Below are 16,841 nucleotides of genomic sequence, written 5' to 3' on the forward strand. Positions count from 1 at the left end.
TTATGTAACAAAAGGTTGGAACTAATGAATCGGTGCTTTATCATGTGTTTTTTTTTAGACAAGTAGGACTTTATGAGTGATTTAAATTCATCAGAAATAACTGAGTCGTCAGAATCTCAAATTAAACATCGAGCAAAGGGTGTTTATATTTTACCGAATTTAGCAACGACTAGTGCCTTGTTTGCTGGGTTTTACGCAATTATTGCTGCAATAAAAGGCGATTTTATTGGCGCGGCTATGGCAATTTTTGCAGCGCAGGTTTTGGATACATTAGATGGACGAATTGCAAGAATGACTAATACTCAATCGGATTTCGGTGCGGAGTATGATTCATTATCTGATTGCATTTCATTTGGTCTGGCTCCAGCATTGTTAGCATATCAATTTGCGCTTCATTCAATTGATAAATTAGGGTGGATGGTTGCATTTGTTTATGTGGCTGCGGGTGCGTTAAGATTGGCAAGATTTAATACACAGGTTGGCACGTCGGATAAAAGATTTTTCATTGGGTTAGCTAGTCCTGCCGCTGCTGCAGTAATTGCCGGTGGGGTGTGGCTAATGAGTGTTTATGAAATTAAAGGTGAGGATTATTCGTACTATATAGCAGCAGTCGTGGCTTTTGTGGGCATTTTAATGGTGTCTAATGTTCGGTACTTTAGTTTTAAGGTAATTGGTACGTCTGGAAAGATGCCGTTTGTGTTGGTTCCTTTATTTTTGATTGTTTTTGCATTGATTGTTTCAAAGCCGGAGTATTCTCTAACCATTATGTCCATTACCTATGTTATTACAGGGGTTATGTTTGAAGTGTATTGTTTTGCCAAAAAGATGTTGGCAAAAAAACAGCCTATCAATGATTCTAAATAACAGGGTTTAGGGCAATATTGCTACATAGCCAATATTGTCCAAGTTTTTACTATTGGTATTTTTTTAAACACGCATGGATTGCTTGTTAAAAAATAAGTAACTTTTCTACTCATATCGAAATTTGCACGCGCAAACTCATATTTTCCTTGGAATCAAAACGTTAATGATTTCAAGGTTTGATTTTTCTGTTTTCTCCCATGATTTTGTAACAATTAATATAGGCTATGATCTAAATAGTCTTTACTGCGTAAAACTTTCATCCAATCATTACTTGAATAGGGCCTAATTGATGCGATTACTTAAATTTAAAACCGATTTAAAAGAAAGTGATGTCACTCCAAAAGACATTTTTGTTCGTCGTAGGGAGTTTATGGCGGGTTCTATTGCCCTTGGTGTAGGTGTCCAAAGCTTTGCTTCCGATGAAATAAAAAAAGATAGCTCACCGAAATGGATGCAAGATAAGTTATCTATTAGCAAAGGGACGACTATAAAGGCTGAAGATCAATTAACTCCTTATTCGGATGTGACTTCACATAATAATTTTTATGAATTTGGTACTCATAAAGCAGCGCCAAAATTAAAGTCTGAAAATTTCAAACCATTTCCTTGGCAGGTAAAAATTTCAGGTCATGTTGAGCAAGCAGGTACATTTGATCTTGAATATTTAATTAAAGAAATGATGATAGAAGAACGAATTTACCGTTTACGTTGTGTTGAGGCTTGGTCGATGGTGATTCCTTGGATGGGGTTTTCTTTAGCAAGTTTAATTAAAAAGCTTCAACCTACTTCCAAAGCAAAATATATTCAATTTGTAACTTCTGATGATAAAGAACAGTTTCCTGCAATTGGTGATCGTTTTTCCAACATTGACTGGCCGTATAGAGAAGGTTTGCGTATGGATGAAGCGATGCATGATTTATCATTTATGGCGATTGGGTTATATGGTGAATCATTACCTGCTCAAAATGGAGCGCCATTACGATTAGTAGTTCCTTGGAAGTATGGGTTTAAAAGTATTAAATCCATTGTCGAAATTCGTTTTGTTGGAGAGCAGCCTTATACAACATGGAATGCAATCTCTTCAAAAGAGTATGGGTTTTACGCAAATGTAAATCCTGAAGTGGATCATCCACGTTGGAGTCAGGCAACTGAACGTCGCCTACCAAATGGGTTGTTTTCGGCAAATCGTGTAGATACTAAGATGTTTAACGGTTATTCCGAGGTTGCTTCTTTGTATAAAGGTATGGATCTGAAGAAGTTTATATAATGAATGCTAAAAGAATTAAGCAGCTTGCGTGGTGGTGGGGGATTTTCTTAATTGCTTTGGTGCCTTTGATTGTAAATATTATTGAAATCATCAAATTACAAAAAGGACTACCTAATCAACTGGGTTCTGAGCCTGGTAAAGTCTTGGTTGATCGATTTGGTGAGATTACTTTAATTTCACTATGGATCGTGCTTGCAATTACACCTCTTAAAAAATGGCTTGGTTTTTCAAAACTAGTCAAATTTAGGCGTATGTTGGGTTTGTATGTCTTCTTCTACGCCAGTTTACATATATTATCTTATGGTACATTCTTGCTTGAGTGGTCGTGGTATCTATTAATGGAAGATGTGGCGCAGCGTCCTTATATTTTTGTGGGGTTTGTGGCTTGGCTTGGTTTGACTGTATTATCAATCACCTCCCCAAAGTGGATGATGAAAAAACTAAAAAAGAAATGGGTTGTGATTCATCGTTTTGTTTACGTTATTGCTATTCTCACTGTTGTGCATGAATGGATGCAAGTAAGGGATACATTTTTTGAACCTTTAATGCATGCATTAGTTCTATTTGTTTTACTTTGCTTGAGACTGCCCTTTTTATTAAATTTACGATTTAAAAAATAAATCGTAAATTTATCTAAATAAAGGTTGCACTCAAATCTAAAACGCGTATTATTCGCCTCCCTGCTGAGACAGAGGGGGATCAAAGCGAGGCCAAAGCGTGCTAAGTACTTGATTCAGTTAGTAATTTTTAAAATCTAATTCAAAATTAAATTTTAAAAAAGATTGACAAAGGTTCGCAACTCTATATAATGCGCGCCTCGCTTAACGAAGCCAAACGGCTACTTAAGCAAACGTTCTTTAACAAACAAAAAAACAATTTGTGTGGGCACTGGTTGAAGTCGAATAGCTGGTCCATGATTTACCTCGGTAGATCGTGAGATCGGCACAAAAAATTTGACTCAATTAGAGCTTACATAGTGAATTTTATTTACAGTAGTTTTAATAATAATGAGTATCTAGATATAAACTGAAGAGTTTGATCATGGCTCAGATTGAACGCTGGCGGCAGGCTTAACACATGCAAGTCGAGCGGAAACGATTCTAGCTTGCTAGAAGGCGTCGAGCGGCGGACGGGTGAGTAACGCGTAGGAACCTACCTAATAGAGGGGGATAGCCCAGAGAAATTTGGATTAATACCGCATAATGTCTACGGACCAAAGTATGGGACCTTCGGGCCATACACTATTAGATGGGCCTGCGTCGGATTAGCTAGTTGGTGAGGTAATGGCTCACCAAGGCGACGATCCGTAGCTGGTTTGAGAGGATGATCAGCCACACTGGAACTGAGACACGGTCCAGACTCCTACGGGAGGCAGCAGTGGGGAATATTGCACAATGGGCGCAAGCCTGATGCAGCCATGCCGCGTGTGTGAAGAAGGCCTTAGGGTTGTAAAGCACTTTCATTGGTGAGGAAAAGTTGGTTGTTAATAGCAATCAGCCGTGACGTTAACCAAAGAAGAAGGACCGGCTAACTCCGTGCCAGCAGCCGCGGTAATACGGAGGGTCCGAGCGTTAATCGGAATTACTGGGCGTAAAGCGCGCGTAGGCGGTATGTTAAGTTGGATGTGAAAGCCCAGGGCTCAACCTTGGAACTGCATCCAAAACTGGCATACTAGAGTATTGTAGAGGGGTGTGGAATTTCAGGTGTAGCGGTGAAATGCGTAGAGATCTGAAGGAACATCAGTGGCGAAGGCGACACCCTGGACAAATACTGACGCTGAGGTGCGAAAGCGTGGGGAGCAAACGGGATTAGATACCCCGGTAGTCCACGCCGTAAACGATGTCTACTAGCCGTTGGGAAGCTTGTCTTCTTAGTGGCGCAGCTAACGCAATAAGTAGACCGCCTGGGGAGTACGGTCGCAAGATTAAAACTCAAATGAATTGACGGGGGCCCGCACAAGCGGTGGAGCATGTGGTTTAATTCGACGCAACGCGAAGAACCTTACCTACTCTTGACATCCAGAGAATTTAGCAGAGATGCTTTAGTGCCTTCGGGAACTCTGAGACAGGTGCTGCATGGCTGTCGTCAGCTCGTGTTGTGAAATGTTGGGTTAAGTCCCGTAACGAGCGCAACCCTTATCCTTATTTGCCAGCGAGTAATGTCGGGGACTATAAGGAGACTGCCGGTGACAAACCGGAGGAAGGCGGGGACGACGTCAAGTCATCATGGCCCTTACGAGTAGGGCTACACACGTGCTACAATGGAGCATACAGAAGGTTGCTAACCCGCGAGGGGGCGCCAATCCTCAAAGTGTTTCGTAGTCCGGATCGCAGTCTGCAACTCGACTGCGTGAAGTCGGAATCGCTAGTAATCGTGGATCAGAATGCCACGGTGAATACGTTCCCGGGCCTTGTACACACCGCCCGTCACACCATGGGAGTGGGTTGCAAAAGAAGTGGCTAGTCTAACCTTCGGGGGGACGGTCACCACTTTGTGATTCATGACTGGGGTGAAGTCGTAACAAGGTAGCCCTAGGGGAACCTGGGGCTGGATCACCTCCTTAAACGATAAGACTTTGATCAGTGTTCACACAAATTGTTTTTTAGATTTTTTGACATAGCTTGGCTAATTTAGTCAGGCTGTATAAAAAATCATGTTCTTTAAAAATTTGGAAAATGAAAATAAGTTTTATGTATTGAAAGACTGTAAGCGCCATTTATGACACTTACATGAAACAATTATTTAAAAACTGAGTTTATATACAAGCGTTGTGCGAAAAAATATCGTTATAAAATGTAATAAATGAAAAAGAGAGATTGAGCGAAAGCTCAAAACCTTGAGTATCACCAAGAACATTATTGGCTTTGTGCATATAACCTAAGTCTTGTTGATCCAATCGTAAGATTGAGTCAATGCAGACTGTTTAGGGTTATATGGTCAAGTGAATAAGCGTACACGGTGGATGCCTAGGCAATTAGAGGCGATGAAAGGCGTGGAAATCTGCGAAAAGCTCGGGGGAGGCGATAACATCCTATAATCCCGAGATTCCTGAATGGGGAAACCCAACCGTCATAAGGCGGTTATCTTTACCTGAATACATAGGGTAAAGAAGCTAACCCGGAGAACTGAAACATCTAAGTACCCGGAGGAAAAGAAATCAACCGAGATTCCCTAAGTAGCGGCGAGCGAAAGGGGACTAGCCCAAAAGTATATATAGTTTTAGTAGAAGGCTCTGGAAAGTGCCGCCATAGTGGGTGATAGCCCCGTATACGAAAGAACTATATACATGATACACGAGTAGGTCGGGGCACGAGAAACCTTGACTGAATATGGGGGGACCATCCTCCAAGGCTAAATACTCCTAATTGACCGATAGTGAACCAGTACCGTGAGGGAAAGGCGAAAAGAACCCCTGTGAGGGGAGTGAAATAGATCCTGAAACCGTGTACGTACAAGCAGTGGGAGCCTACTTGTTAGGTGACTGCGTACCTTTTGTATAATGGGTCAGCGACTTACATTCAGTAGCAAGGTTAACCGAATAGGGGAGCCGAAGAGAAATCGAGTCTTAATAGGGCGTTGAGTTGCTGGGTGTAGACCCGAAACCGAGTGATCTATCCATGTGCAGGTTGAAGGTTGAGTAACATCAACTGGAGGACCGAACCCACTACCGTTGAAAAGTTAGGGGATGACGTGTGGATAGGAGTGAAAGGCTAATCAAACTCGGAGATAGCTGGTTCTCCTCGAAAGCTATTTAGGTAGCGCCTCGGACTTATACCACAGGGGGTAGAGCACTGTTTGGGCTAGGGGGTCATCCCGACTTACCAACCCCATGCAAACTCCGAATACCTGTGAGTACTATCCGGGAGACACACGGCGGGTGCTAACGTCCGTCGTGGAAAGGGAAACAACCCAGACCGTCAGCTAAGGTCCCAAAATCTATGTTAAGTGGGAAACGATGTGGGAAGGCTTAGACAGCTAGGAGGTTGGCTTAGAAGCAGCCACCCTTTAAAGAAAGCGTAATAGCTCACTAGTCGAGTCGGCCTGCGCGGAAGATATAACGGGGCTCAAACATAGTACCGAAGCTACGGATTCTTATTTATAAGAATGGTAGAGGAGCGTTCTGTAAGCTGTTGAAGGTGAATCGAGAGGTTTGCTGGAGGTATCAGAAGTGCGAATGCTGACATGAGTAACGATAAAGGGAGTGAAAAACTCCCTCGCCGGAAGACCAAGGTTTCCTGTCCCATGTTAATCAGGGCAGGGTGAGTCGACCCCTAAGGTGAGGCTGAGAAGCGTAATCGATGGGAAACGGGTTAATATTCCCGTACTTGTTATAGCTGCGATGGAGAGACGGAGAAGGTTAAGTGATCCAGGCGATGGTTGTCCTGGTTTAAGGTAGTAGGTAAGGGGATTAGGCAAATCCGGTCCCCTCTCTTTAGTGAGAATACTGAGAGCCGAATACGGTGAGTCTACGGACTCCGAAGTCACTGATACCATGCTTCCAGGAAAATCTTCTAAGCTTCAGGCTATAACGAATCGTACCCCAAACCGACACAGGTGGTCAGGTAGAGAATACTAAGGCGCTTGAGAGAACTCGGGTGAAGGAACTAGGCAAAATGGTACCGTAACTTCGGGAGAAGGTACGCTGTTGCCGGTGATGGGACTTGCTCCCTAAGCTAGCGACAGTCGAAGATACCAGTTGGCTGCGACTGTTTATTAAAAACACAGCACTGTGCAAACACGAAAGTGGACGTATACGGTGTGACGCCTGCCCGGTGCCGGAAGGTTAATTGATGGGGTTAGTCTTCGGACGAAGCTCTTGATCGAAGCCCCGGTAAACGGCGGCCGTAACTATAACGGTCCTAAGGTAGCGAAATTCCTTGTCGGGTAAGTTCCGACCTGCACGAATGGCGTAACGATGGCCAAACTGTCTCCACCCGAGACTCAGTGAAATTGAAATCGCTGTTAAGATGCAGTGTATCCGCGGCTAGACGGAAAGACCCCGTGAACCTTTACTATAGCTTCGCAGTGGACTTTGAATGTATTTGTGTAGGATAGGTGGGAGGCTTTGAAGCAGCGACGCTAGTTGTTGTGGAGCCAACCTTGAAATACCACCCTGATACATTTGAGGTTCTAACTCAGGTCCCTAATCGGGATCGAGGACATTGTGTGGTGGGTAGTTTGACTGGGGCGGTCTCCTCCCAAAGAGTAACGGAGGAGCACGAAGGTTGGCTAATCCTGGTCGGAAATCAGGAGGTTAGTGCAATGGCATAAGCCAGCTTAACTGCGAGACAGACAAGTCGAGCAGATACGAAAGTAGGTCATAGTGATCCGGTGGTTCTGAATGGAAGGGCCATCGCTCAACGGATAAAAGGTACTCCGGGGATAACAGGCTGATACCGCCCAAGAGTTCACATCGACGGCGGTGTTTGGCACCTCGATGTCGGCTCATCACATCCTGGGGCTGAAGCCGGTCCCAAGGGTATGGCTGTTCGCCATTTAAAGTGGTACGCGAGCTGGGTTTAGAACGTCGTGAGACAGTTCGGTCCCTATCTGCCGTGGACGTTTGAGATTTGAGAAGAGTTGCTCCTAGTACGAGAGGACCGGAGTGAACGAACCTCTGGTGTTCCGGTTGTCACGCCAGTGGCATTGCCGGGTAGCTAAGTTCGGACGGGATAACCGCTGAAAGCATCTAAGCGGGAAGCCTCCTTCAAGATGAGATCTCACTGGAATTTAATTCCCTAAAGGGCCCTGGAAGACTACCAGGTTGATAGGCAAGGTGTGTAAGTGCTGTGAGGCATTGAGCTAACTTGTACTAATTGCCCGTGAGGCTTGACCATATAACGCCTAAGCTGTTTACTAAAATCGTTCCATACGATTTTGAGTATTTCCTCCATCCGTGGAGGGCATACAGACTTAGCGTTATATGAGCTAAATTGTAGAGATACAATGAAGCGAATGAAGCTAAGAAAGATATTTTAAGCACGAAGTTTGTGTGTAAACGAAGAGATAGATACTGTATAATGAGCGACGTAAGTTACTTGAAGTACAGACATAAAACTTAAACTTATTTTCCGAATTTGGACGAGCGTTGCAGATTGAATTGAGCTGAAAAGCGAGAGAAAATCATTAAGACAACAGGAAGCCATAAAGAATTGTTTGACGACCATAGAGCATTGGTACCACCTGACCCCATCCCGAACTCAGAAGTGAAACGATGCATCGCCGATGGTAGTGTGGGGGTTCCCATGTGAGAGTAGGTCATTGTCAAACGCCAATTAAGTCTAATTTATTCATCCCTGAATTAATTAGAAGCTTGGTAAACAAGACAGCGGAAGGAAACCTTCCTAGCTTGTTTAGTCGCAAGACAGGCTCCAAGCCCGAACATGAAGAGCCCCGTCAGGTTATCCTGACGGGGTTTTTTATTGCCTGTAGGATAGTGAAATGATTAAATGTAAGCATGAAAGTTGGTATTTTATTAGTTTAACCGTATTATTCATCCCTGAATAAATTAGAAGCTTGGTAAACAAGACAGCGGAAGGAAGCCTTCCTAGCTTGTTTAGTCGCAAGACAGGCTCCAAGCCCGAACATGAAGAGCCCCGTCAGGTTATCCTGGTGGGGTTTTTTATTGCCTGCAAAAAAATAACGAATAAACTATAAATAAGAAAAATTAAAAAAGCTGTAAGTCGCAGATTAGTTAATTAAAGCAGTAAGTTTTGGTGTGAGCGTTTTGGTGTGAGTAATGGATTAACAGATAAGGAGCGTTTGAAATTAAATGCCTCTTTCGAGGCATTTAATAAAAAAGTAATGAATCTTAATAAGTAGGGCACTTTTCTGATGGGTTAACTTTTATATCTTTGATTAATACCTTCCAGTCAGAATTGTTGTTTTCATTATCAATTGATAGTGCTTGAGTTGCGCTGTTTTTTGAATCAAATTCACATTTAGCTGCATATTCTAATAATTTTGGTAATGCATTTTGAATTTCTGGTAACTCAACATCATGAGCTATCTTTTTAAGCTCTCTAACATCAAAACTCTGTTCCGGAGAGCAAAGATATTCAGTAAATATTGAACCAGCTGTAGCATAATAGAATCGCTCTGCTTTAGTTAAATCAGAAGGTGTTTCGCTTACAATTTTAAAATGAGCAAGTCCGACGGATTTAAAAATTTCAGAAACTAATAATCTAGAGTTCACATTGTTTTTATGTACTATATTCAATTGTTTGATATCACAATGAATGCTCTTGCAGATAACTTTTGCAACATAGTCTGCAGGTACAATATTCAAAGAGCTAACCATATTGCAGGTGACCCTCAATGGCGATTGTTTATTCGTTTTGTTTTGCAAAAACGCTGCACATTTAGCAAACCCATAAAAAACATCAAATTTACTCATATAATAGTAAGGTTTTTCTAATAAACGACCGCAGACAATGCTAGGCCGTAATATTTGCCATTGCATATTATGTGACTTACAAAATTCGACAACGGATTTTTCAGTTTGCAATTTATACTGTTCATAATGATTACGTGAACTGCCGTTTGTAGATGTTAAATAATCATCGGTTATTACACCTTCTTTTTGGCCAATAGCAAAAGAACTACTTAAATAGCAAACTTTCTTGGTTTTCGATGCTACTGCTTTTAATAGATGAAAAGTTGCGATCATATTGTTGTCAAAAACATCTGCTTTTGCCGCATCATTTGATGCTAAATTTGTACTAGCTGCGCTATGTATTACCGTTAAATCATGAGGTAATCTATCTTTTAATAGTGCTTCTAAATTATCAGATAATAAATCGGTATTAATGATATCAATGAAGTTTAAAAAATATTCAAAAGGGAACTTTGTTAAACTTGTTGGACATGAACCTAAATCAAATAGTTCCTGAAGTCGATCATAGGGGGATTGTTCTGTTGCTCGAATGGTTACAAAAATTTTATTGATTGAAATCCCTTTTATATTTTCTAATAATAATTCGTATAGAATATGACGACCTACTAATCCAGTTACGCCAGTTAATAATATATTTTTTTCATTCAAACTTTTCATGTATCACCTCACCCTGGTAAAAAAACTTTAAAATATAGTATTGAAAAAATTCAATGATTTTATACTACCTAGTTGTAAATATGCTGTAAATAAAGAATTTAATCTTTTTTCTAAAAAAAATTTATTTCATAAATAATTAATATTTTTAGAAAATAATTTTGAATTAATTTGCTAGTTTGTGACGTGTTTTGTCACTTGGTGTCGTATAGTTTCAAACGATAATCAAAAAAATTATCAATAAAATAATATGCCATAATTTTAGATTATTAATTGGATAATGAATTTTGTGAGCTGATTCTAAATATTTTATTTCGTCAAATATATGGCTGTCATTGAAAGAAGGTCGCTAAAATATTGACTCAAATATTGAACCTATAAATTCACTTGGTGAGAAATAAATTTGGCTGGTAAAAAAGATATTGGATAAATAAATTTTACTTTTTCAATGTCTTATATTTCGTTTGAAAATTGAAATCTTCAAATATACTTCCTTCTTTACTACAGTTAAAATTTTGATAATTTTTAGTTGGTACTTTTGACACGATTTTAATCAGTAATCAAATTGTTGATACAGCCAAATAAATCCTAAGAATATCTTATCTGTAAATAACCAACTATCTATCTATAAATCTACTATATGATGACAGGGTCAATATATTCAGTAGATACTCAAATTAATCAACAAGCTTGATCCTTTATAAATAAACAACGCCTATCAATCACTTGATAGGCGTAAAGAGCGATTATTCCAACTATGGGGCTTTAAATAAACAATGCCATACCCTAATTCACTTAATGTCATAGCGGTATTAAAATGGATGAAAAACCGTTTGAATTCTAATTGTTGCAGATGCAGCATCACAAGTTTAAAAAATAGCCCTTTAAAGGGAATATAATGAAGGTAATACTTTTATTATGCGTTTTTTCATTTTTGTAAATATATCAATGAAGTATCCTGACCTTTCTAGGTGATTTAAACATTTAAACTTCAGAAGTTAAGCTGTCACTATTAATTTAACTCTCATTTTTTAGTGTTTAACAATTTGTTTCTAATAATGTTACTTAAGATATAATTATGAGACTGTAATGTTTCAGTTAAGTGAATTTCGAACGGTCATTTAAACAAATTATTCATTGTCGAGTTTGACAAAACACGCAGTCTCTAATAAGAAAAATAGCCTATATTAACTTCAAATTTATCGATAAGGTCATTTAGCCATTAGGGTAAGCGACATTCATCTGAGTTTAATACTTACCTTGAGAATTATTTGCTATCACTGATTAAATAAGGAATATCAATGAATAACCAAGCTTCAGTGCTATTTTTTACCTGATGTTACAAACAAATTTGATCATTTAGTCCCCTAAGTTATCTAAATGATCGAATTTGAATGCAATCTGGCGTATGATACGCGCCGTTTCTAACCAAGGCTTAATCATGAAAAAGACATATAATTTAGACCATCCAAAGATCAAACCTGCTCGTTTGGTTGAGTCCGCAAAACACGATGTTAAAAAATACTTAAAACGCGAACGCAATAAAGCGTTGCCTAGTGGATTTGATTACTGGGAATTTGATTGTAAATTTGGCTTAACTCAAGAATCCGCAGCAGTTGTGTTGGTTGAAAATATGATTGAAAGTATTTCGCAAGCTGAATCTGAAGGTTGTACTGGTTTTTATATTGAAATATTAGCTCGTTCAGCTTTAAAAAGTGAGCGCGTGAGATTTAGCTCATAATTCTAATGAGTGTTAATTTAAAAAAACCAGATTATGAATCTGGTTTTTTTTAACTAATTTTCTTCGTGGTCATCTAAAGTTTTTTTAAGAATAATATCAAGTTGTTCTCGGTTGGTTCTGGCTTTTTCAATAAATACATCGTTATTTTCTTGATCGTATTCTTCTGCCATTTGATGTACAAATTCAATATCAATTTCTTTAAATTTAGTGCAAATCTTTTTTGCACTTCGCTCAGACATACCTAAAGAAGTCAGCGCTTCGTTTGCCATTTCAATAGACGATGAAAATGTTTCACGATAAGGATTATCTATACCTGCTTTTATTAATTCATAAGCCTCAAAACGCCCCCGACACCTGACTAAAATTTTAATGTCAGGATTATGCTTTCTAACATACTCAATAATTTTTAAAGATTTATCTAAGCTATTTAAGGCAATGACTAATAATTTAGCTTGCTCAATGCCTGCGCTGTGTAGTAAGTCTGTATGAGTGGCATCTCCATAATACGCTTTGTACCCATATTTTTTTACCATTTCAATGTGGTCAGGGTCGCGCTCTAAAATGGTTGTCCCGTATCCATTAGCATGTAATAAACGTACAATTATTTGTCCCACACGTCCAAATCCAATGACGACAACAGGGTTACTTTCGTCGACACGATCATGAACGCGGTCGTTTGTTTGTATATTATTATTGGCTGCAAAAAAACGTTCATATGCCATTAGCATAAATGGTGTAATTAACATGGTTAATGCTACAACTAAAACAAACGGGTTAGTTTGCTCGACACTTAATACGTTGTTTTGGTTGGCAAATGAAAATAATACAAAGGCAAATTCGCCAGCTTGGGCTAAGCAAAAGTAAAATAGTCGATTTTGTGATTGAGGTAATTTAAATAGTTTGCCAATAGAAAACAGTACAACCATTTTAACAATCAATACAAGTAAAGTGATACCTAATACAAAAATCGGCTGATTAATTAATACATCAAAATTCATACTCGCGCCAACCGATATGAAAAACAACCCTAATAACAAACCTTTAAAGGGCTCGATGTCCACTTCTAGCTGATGACGGTATTCACTGTCTGCTAAAACCACGCCCGCTATAAATGTACCTAAAGCTGCTGAAAGTCCAATCAAGTCCATTACAAAGGCAATGGCCACAACAATCATTAATGCGCAAACCGTAAACATTTCACGCAGTTCACTTTTTGCAATCATTCTAAATAATGGATTTAAAATAAACCGAGACACAAACACGATGGCCGCAATAACTGAAATAGAAACAATGGCTTTTAACCAGCCTGTTAAATGTAAACCTGTACTTGCATGATCATCAACGCTTTCATTGTGTAAACCTGCAATGGCTAATAATGGGAAGATTGCCAAAATAGGAATAACCGCTATATCCTGAAATAACAAAACTGAAAACGACGATTGCCCTGCAATTGATGAGAGTAATTTTTTCTCATTTAAATATTGTAAAACAATCGCCGTTGAAGAAAGAGATAAGGTTAATGAAATAGCAGTGGCTGCTTGCCAAGAATAATTAAATCCATAATGAAATATGCCATAAAAAATAGCACTCGAAAGGCCTACTTGTAAGCCGCCTAGGCCCAAAATTGATAAACGTAACTTCCAAAGCAAGGCGGGTTTTAATTCCATGCCCACTAAAAACAACATCATAACCACACCAAACTCGGCGAAGTGCATGACTGAAGTTTGGTCACCTACTAACTTAAGAACAAAAGGGCCGATGAGTATGCCGGCAATTAAGTAACCTAAAATCGAACCCAGTCCCAGTCGTTTGGCGATAGGTACGCAAATCACAGCAGCTAATAAATAAATGACCGCCATGGATAAAAACTCATGCCCCATTAGGGAATCCTCAATTGTATGTAATTGAACAGAATTGTAGCATAATCGTTTTTGATTAAAGAGATTTGAATCGAGCCGGAGGTGGGTGTGAGGAAAATATACATAGGTTGCAGGCGTGAAAAATAAGCGGATAACTGAATATCCTTATTCAGTTATCAACAAAATTGTGATTATTTTACCAAACGTGTACGTCACCTTCCCAAGTAAAAAACGTACCACTTTGTTCAAGCTTCACCGATTGTGCCAATCTATAAATGCCTTGCGCACTTTCTAGCGCTGTTATTTCAGCATCAACCCCACCCATTTGTGTTTGTACCCAGCCTGGGTGAATAGGACACACAATAATGCCTTTATCTTTAAGCTCAACGGACATGGTTTGCATCACTTTATTAACCGCTGCTTTTGAGCTTCTGTAAGCGTACATACCCATGCTGTCTCGATGCAGTGCCGCCATCATGCTAGATATGGTTAATATTCTAGGGCGTTTAGATTGCATTAAGTTTGGCAGTAATGCAGTAGAAATCATAAATGGCGCAATGCTGTTCACCGCAAAGGCGTGCATCCAACCGTTAGTGTCCATTTTTTCTAAGCTTTGATCAGCAGGGCTAATAACACCTGCATTGTTGATTAAAATATCAATGCTTTGATTATCAAGCAGCTTTACCATATTTGAAATAGACGCATCACTTGTGACTTCTAACTCAATTAACGTCACGTTCGCTAATTGTGCAATGTCGTTTAATTCAACACTTGGCTATCCACGATAGGTGGCAAGCACATTAAAGTTTGTTGAAAATTGTTTTAATAATTCTAAACCAATGCCTTTGTTTGTGCCTGTAATTAATATGGTTTCCATAATTGCCTCCTAATTATAAATACTCAATTTCTAAAAAACTGCCTGATATTAAATTTAAAATACGTTGCCAATAATTGGTATGTTCAATATCACTGAATGCCTTTTTAAACGCAGGGTCGTTCCAACGATTTACAATCCACACAGGATGTTGCATGATTCTTAATGTTTGTAATGCGTCTATAAATTGTAATTCTTTTCGATCAAAATCTAAAAATATTTCGTAACCTTCTAAAATTTCACTTAGTTGGTTAGGGTGTTCAAACTTTTCACCAGACAATAACATCCAAATATCACAAATAGCCGGACCCATATAGCTGTCATCAAAATCCACAATGAATACTTCTTCGTCACGAATCATAATGTTGCCCGGATGAAAATCACCATGCACTCGAATCTTTTTACATTTTTCGTAAATAGGATCAAGGCGTTCAAAATGCGGCAAGATGCGTGCAAATTGTTGTTTGAAATTTTCTAATAAATACCCGTCGATCCATTCTATTTTTAAAAACTGTTCGCAAAAATCTTGATACTGTTTTAACAAACTTAAGGTAGGGCGATGTTCAAATTTTTGTTTTTGCGCACACAAATGAATGCGGCCTAATTTTTGGCCAATTAAATACAATTGCTCTTCGTTATCTAACTCAATAGGACTGCCGCCTTTTAACGGCCAAATAGCAAAGATGTAGTCTTTGTATTCAAAATAAGATTGTCCATTAATTTGGCCATTAATCTTAAGGGGCGCAATCACAGCGTTTTCAGATTCATCTAACTCGTTGATGAATTCTAACTCTTCGTTTATTTGCTCTAAGCTCCAGCGATCAGGGCGATAGATTTTAACCACCACTGGACGAGCTTCGTCGATGCCCACATAATATACGCGGTTTTCATAGCTGTTTAATGGGTAAATCACGCCGCTGGTTAACAATCCAGCAGACTCGATGGCATCCAAAATAAGATCTTGGCTAAGGTGATCAAAAGGTTGGACTTCAGTTGATACAATAGACATAAAAGATACTCATAATAAAAATGGCATTGTAGCAGAGCCTATTACACCAATGGAAAAGGTTCTGTAATAAAGGTAATAAATTTGCAAAAAAAAACCTGCAAATGCAGGTTTCGGTAATACTAAATTTTGTAAAAGGTCTCAGGATTATTATATCGAGAGTAGATCAATTGGTTGTCTTTAAATTCAAACGTGTACTGCCACCCTAATACATGAAATAAAGAATCGCTTAGTGCAAGTAATGTCGCTTTTTTAGGAAAATCAACAGGGGATGCGATAAATCCAGTAAACGTAGCAAGTTGGTTGTTTTCAATGAAAATTTCAACTACTTCTTTTGTGTCTTGGTTTTGATATTTACCACAAAGCATTCCTAATCTACCTAGTGCAACTTGAATGTTTGGTTGGTTAAATATACTTTGCAAGCCCTGAGTGAATCCTTCTGGATTAACTAATGCGTGGCCTGCATTTTTAACTATTTTAAATTCACATGAAAACTGATCAAGGTTCATGTCAGTTAACTGTTGGGTCATGGCATCAACTTCTTCAGCTGGTTCCCATTCACCGCGACCTGCAATTAAATGAACAGGTTGGGTTAATTTATGATTAGCAAAATTATTCAATGCTTTTCTAAATTTTCCCTCTTTGGTTAGCCAATTTACCCCAATGCCAAAGGCTATGTAGTCACTAAATAAATTAGGACGAGCAAGACAGGCATAATAAGAAAACACGCCACCATATGAACTGCCAATTAATACAGTTTTATCAGTGGTTGCATATTCGCTTTTGATATGTGGAATAATTTCTTGATCAAGACACTCAATAAACGCATCGGCACCACCATGGTGTGGCGAGCTTGGGTCGACATCAGTGGTTAAGTCGTGAGCGCGTTGTTCAAACAAATTTCCGTTTTGCCAAGTAATGCCAACTATTAAAGCCTCTGGCATTTGGCGGTCGTGATGTAATGTGCCGTAAATGGCGCAAATAGTAGGGAAGTGCCATTGAGCATCTAATATATAAATGACAGGCAAAGGTTTGGGATCTTTACGTTGTAAATAACCTTCAGGGTATTGAATGCAAATGCCGTACTGTTTGTTGGTGATGTTTGATCTAAAGGAATACACATCAGTATTTTCAAGTACAAACGGGTTGAGCTTTTTCATTGTAAAGTGAATCCTTTGGT

At 39.1% G+C, this 16,841-nt stretch carries 9 protein-coding genes and 3 rRNA genes; 7 read left to right on the top strand and 5 right to left on the bottom strand.

The window, feature by feature from the left end:
• Positions 1-72 precede the first annotated feature (72 nt).
• The 6 genes from pssA to rrf all read left to right on the top strand — a co-directional run bounded on the left by pssA (position 73) and on the right by rrf (position 8,401).
• Positions 73-864, top strand: coding sequence for a CDP-diacylglycerol--serine O-phosphatidyltransferase (gene pssA / locus TYM08_RS02740; RefSeq protein WP_422381443.1), 792 nt, complete (start codon positions 73-75; stop codon positions 862-864).
• A 289-nt stretch (positions 865-1,153) separates the two neighbouring features.
• Entirely contained in the window at positions 1,154-2,131 is a 978-nt protein-coding gene (gene msrP, locus TYM08_RS02745) for a protein-methionine-sulfoxide reductase catalytic subunit MsrP (RefSeq protein ID WP_422381444.1), read from the top strand.
• A complete protein-coding gene (locus tag TYM08_RS02750; protein ID WP_422381445.1) occupies positions 2,131-2,751 on the top strand; it encodes a sulfite oxidase heme-binding subunit YedZ in 621 nt (206 codons plus the stop codon). The genes msrP and TYM08_RS02750 overlap by 1 nt, the downstream gene beginning before the upstream one ends.
• A gap of 403 nt (positions 2,752-3,154) precedes the next feature.
• Positions 3,155-4,694 (top strand): 16S ribosomal RNA (locus TYM08_RS02755).
• A gap of 372 nt (positions 4,695-5,066) precedes the next feature.
• A 23S ribosomal RNA gene (locus TYM08_RS02760) occupies positions 5,067-7,968 on the top strand.
• 318 nt (positions 7,969-8,286) lie between these two features.
• Positions 8,287-8,401 (top strand): 5S ribosomal RNA (gene rrf, locus TYM08_RS02765).
• The 16S, 23S and 5S rRNA genes sit together here, the layout of an rRNA operon.
• Positions 8,402-8,942: 541 nt before the next feature.
• On the opposite strand, the gene TYM08_RS02770 is transcribed toward rrf, so the two are convergent.
• A complete protein-coding gene (locus TYM08_RS02770) occupies positions 8,943-10,175 on the bottom strand; it encodes an SDR family oxidoreductase (protein ID WP_422381446.1) in 1,233 nt (410 codons plus the stop codon).
• A 1,447-nt stretch (positions 10,176-11,622) separates the two neighbouring features.
• On the opposite strand from TYM08_RS02770, the gene TYM08_RS02775 reads away from it, so the two are divergent.
• Positions 11,623-11,922 carry a DUF6172 family protein gene (locus TYM08_RS02775; RefSeq protein ID WP_422381447.1) on the top strand — a complete coding sequence of 100 codons (300 nt, stop codon included), beginning with the start codon at positions 11,623-11,625 and terminating at the stop codon, positions 11,920-11,922.
• A 53-nt stretch (positions 11,923-11,975) separates the two neighbouring features.
• On the opposite strand, the gene TYM08_RS02780 is transcribed toward TYM08_RS02775, so the two are convergent.
• The 4 genes from TYM08_RS02780 to TYM08_RS02795 form a co-directional block, all read right to left on the bottom strand.
• Complete coding sequence (locus tag TYM08_RS02780; RefSeq protein WP_422381448.1) at positions 11,976-13,802, bottom strand: monovalent cation:proton antiporter-2 (CPA2) family protein; 1,827 nt, start codon at positions 13,800-13,802, stop codon at positions 11,976-11,978.
• Positions 13,803-13,977: 175 nt separating this feature from the next.
• A complete protein-coding gene (locus TYM08_RS02785) occupies positions 13,978-14,535 on the bottom strand; it encodes an SDR family NAD(P)-dependent oxidoreductase (protein ID WP_422382806.1) in 558 nt (185 codons plus the stop codon).
• 136 nt (positions 14,536-14,671) lie between these two features.
• Complete coding sequence (locus tag TYM08_RS02790; RefSeq protein WP_422381449.1) at positions 14,672-15,664, bottom strand: serine/threonine protein kinase; 993 nt, start codon at positions 15,662-15,664, stop codon at positions 14,672-14,674.
• A gap of 119 nt (positions 15,665-15,783) precedes the next feature.
• The gene (locus TYM08_RS02795) at positions 15,784-16,821 is read right to left on the bottom strand and encodes an alpha/beta hydrolase (RefSeq protein WP_422381450.1); all 1,038 of its coding nucleotides are present in this window, start codon (positions 16,819-16,821) and stop codon (positions 15,784-15,786) included.
• Positions 16,822-16,841: the final 20 nt, after the last annotated feature.

The organism is Marinicellulosiphila megalodicopiae (assembly GCF_045862395.1).
Lineage (GTDB): Bacteria > Pseudomonadota > Gammaproteobacteria > Pseudomonadales > Natronospirillaceae > Marinicellulosiphila > Marinicellulosiphila megalodicopiae.

Bases quoted from the DNA above. Each gene is read 5' to 3' on its own strand.
- pssA (WP_422381443.1), top strand. From the start codon at position 73: ATGAGTGATTTAAATTCATCAGAAATAACTGAGTCGTCAGAATCTCAA.
- msrP (WP_422381444.1), top strand. From the start codon at position 1,154: ATGCGATTACTTAAATTTAAAACCGATTTAAAAGAAAGTGATGTCACT.
- TYM08_RS02750 (WP_422381445.1), top strand. From the start codon at position 2,131: ATGAATGCTAAAAGAATTAAGCAGCTTGCGTGGTGGTGGGGGATTTTC.
- TYM08_RS02775 (WP_422381447.1), top strand. From the start codon at position 11,623: ATGAAAAAGACATATAATTTAGACCATCCAAAGATCAAACCTGCTCGT.
- TYM08_RS02780 (WP_422381448.1), bottom strand. From the start codon at position 13,802: ATGGGGCATGAGTTTTTATCCATGGCGGTCATTTATTTATTAGCTGCT.
- TYM08_RS02790 (WP_422381449.1), bottom strand. From the start codon at position 15,664: ATGTCTATTGTATCAACTGAAGTCCAACCTTTTGATCACCTTAGCCAA.
- TYM08_RS02795 (WP_422381450.1), bottom strand. From the start codon at position 16,821: ATGAAAAAGCTCAACCCGTTTGTACTTGAAAATACTGATGTGTATTCC.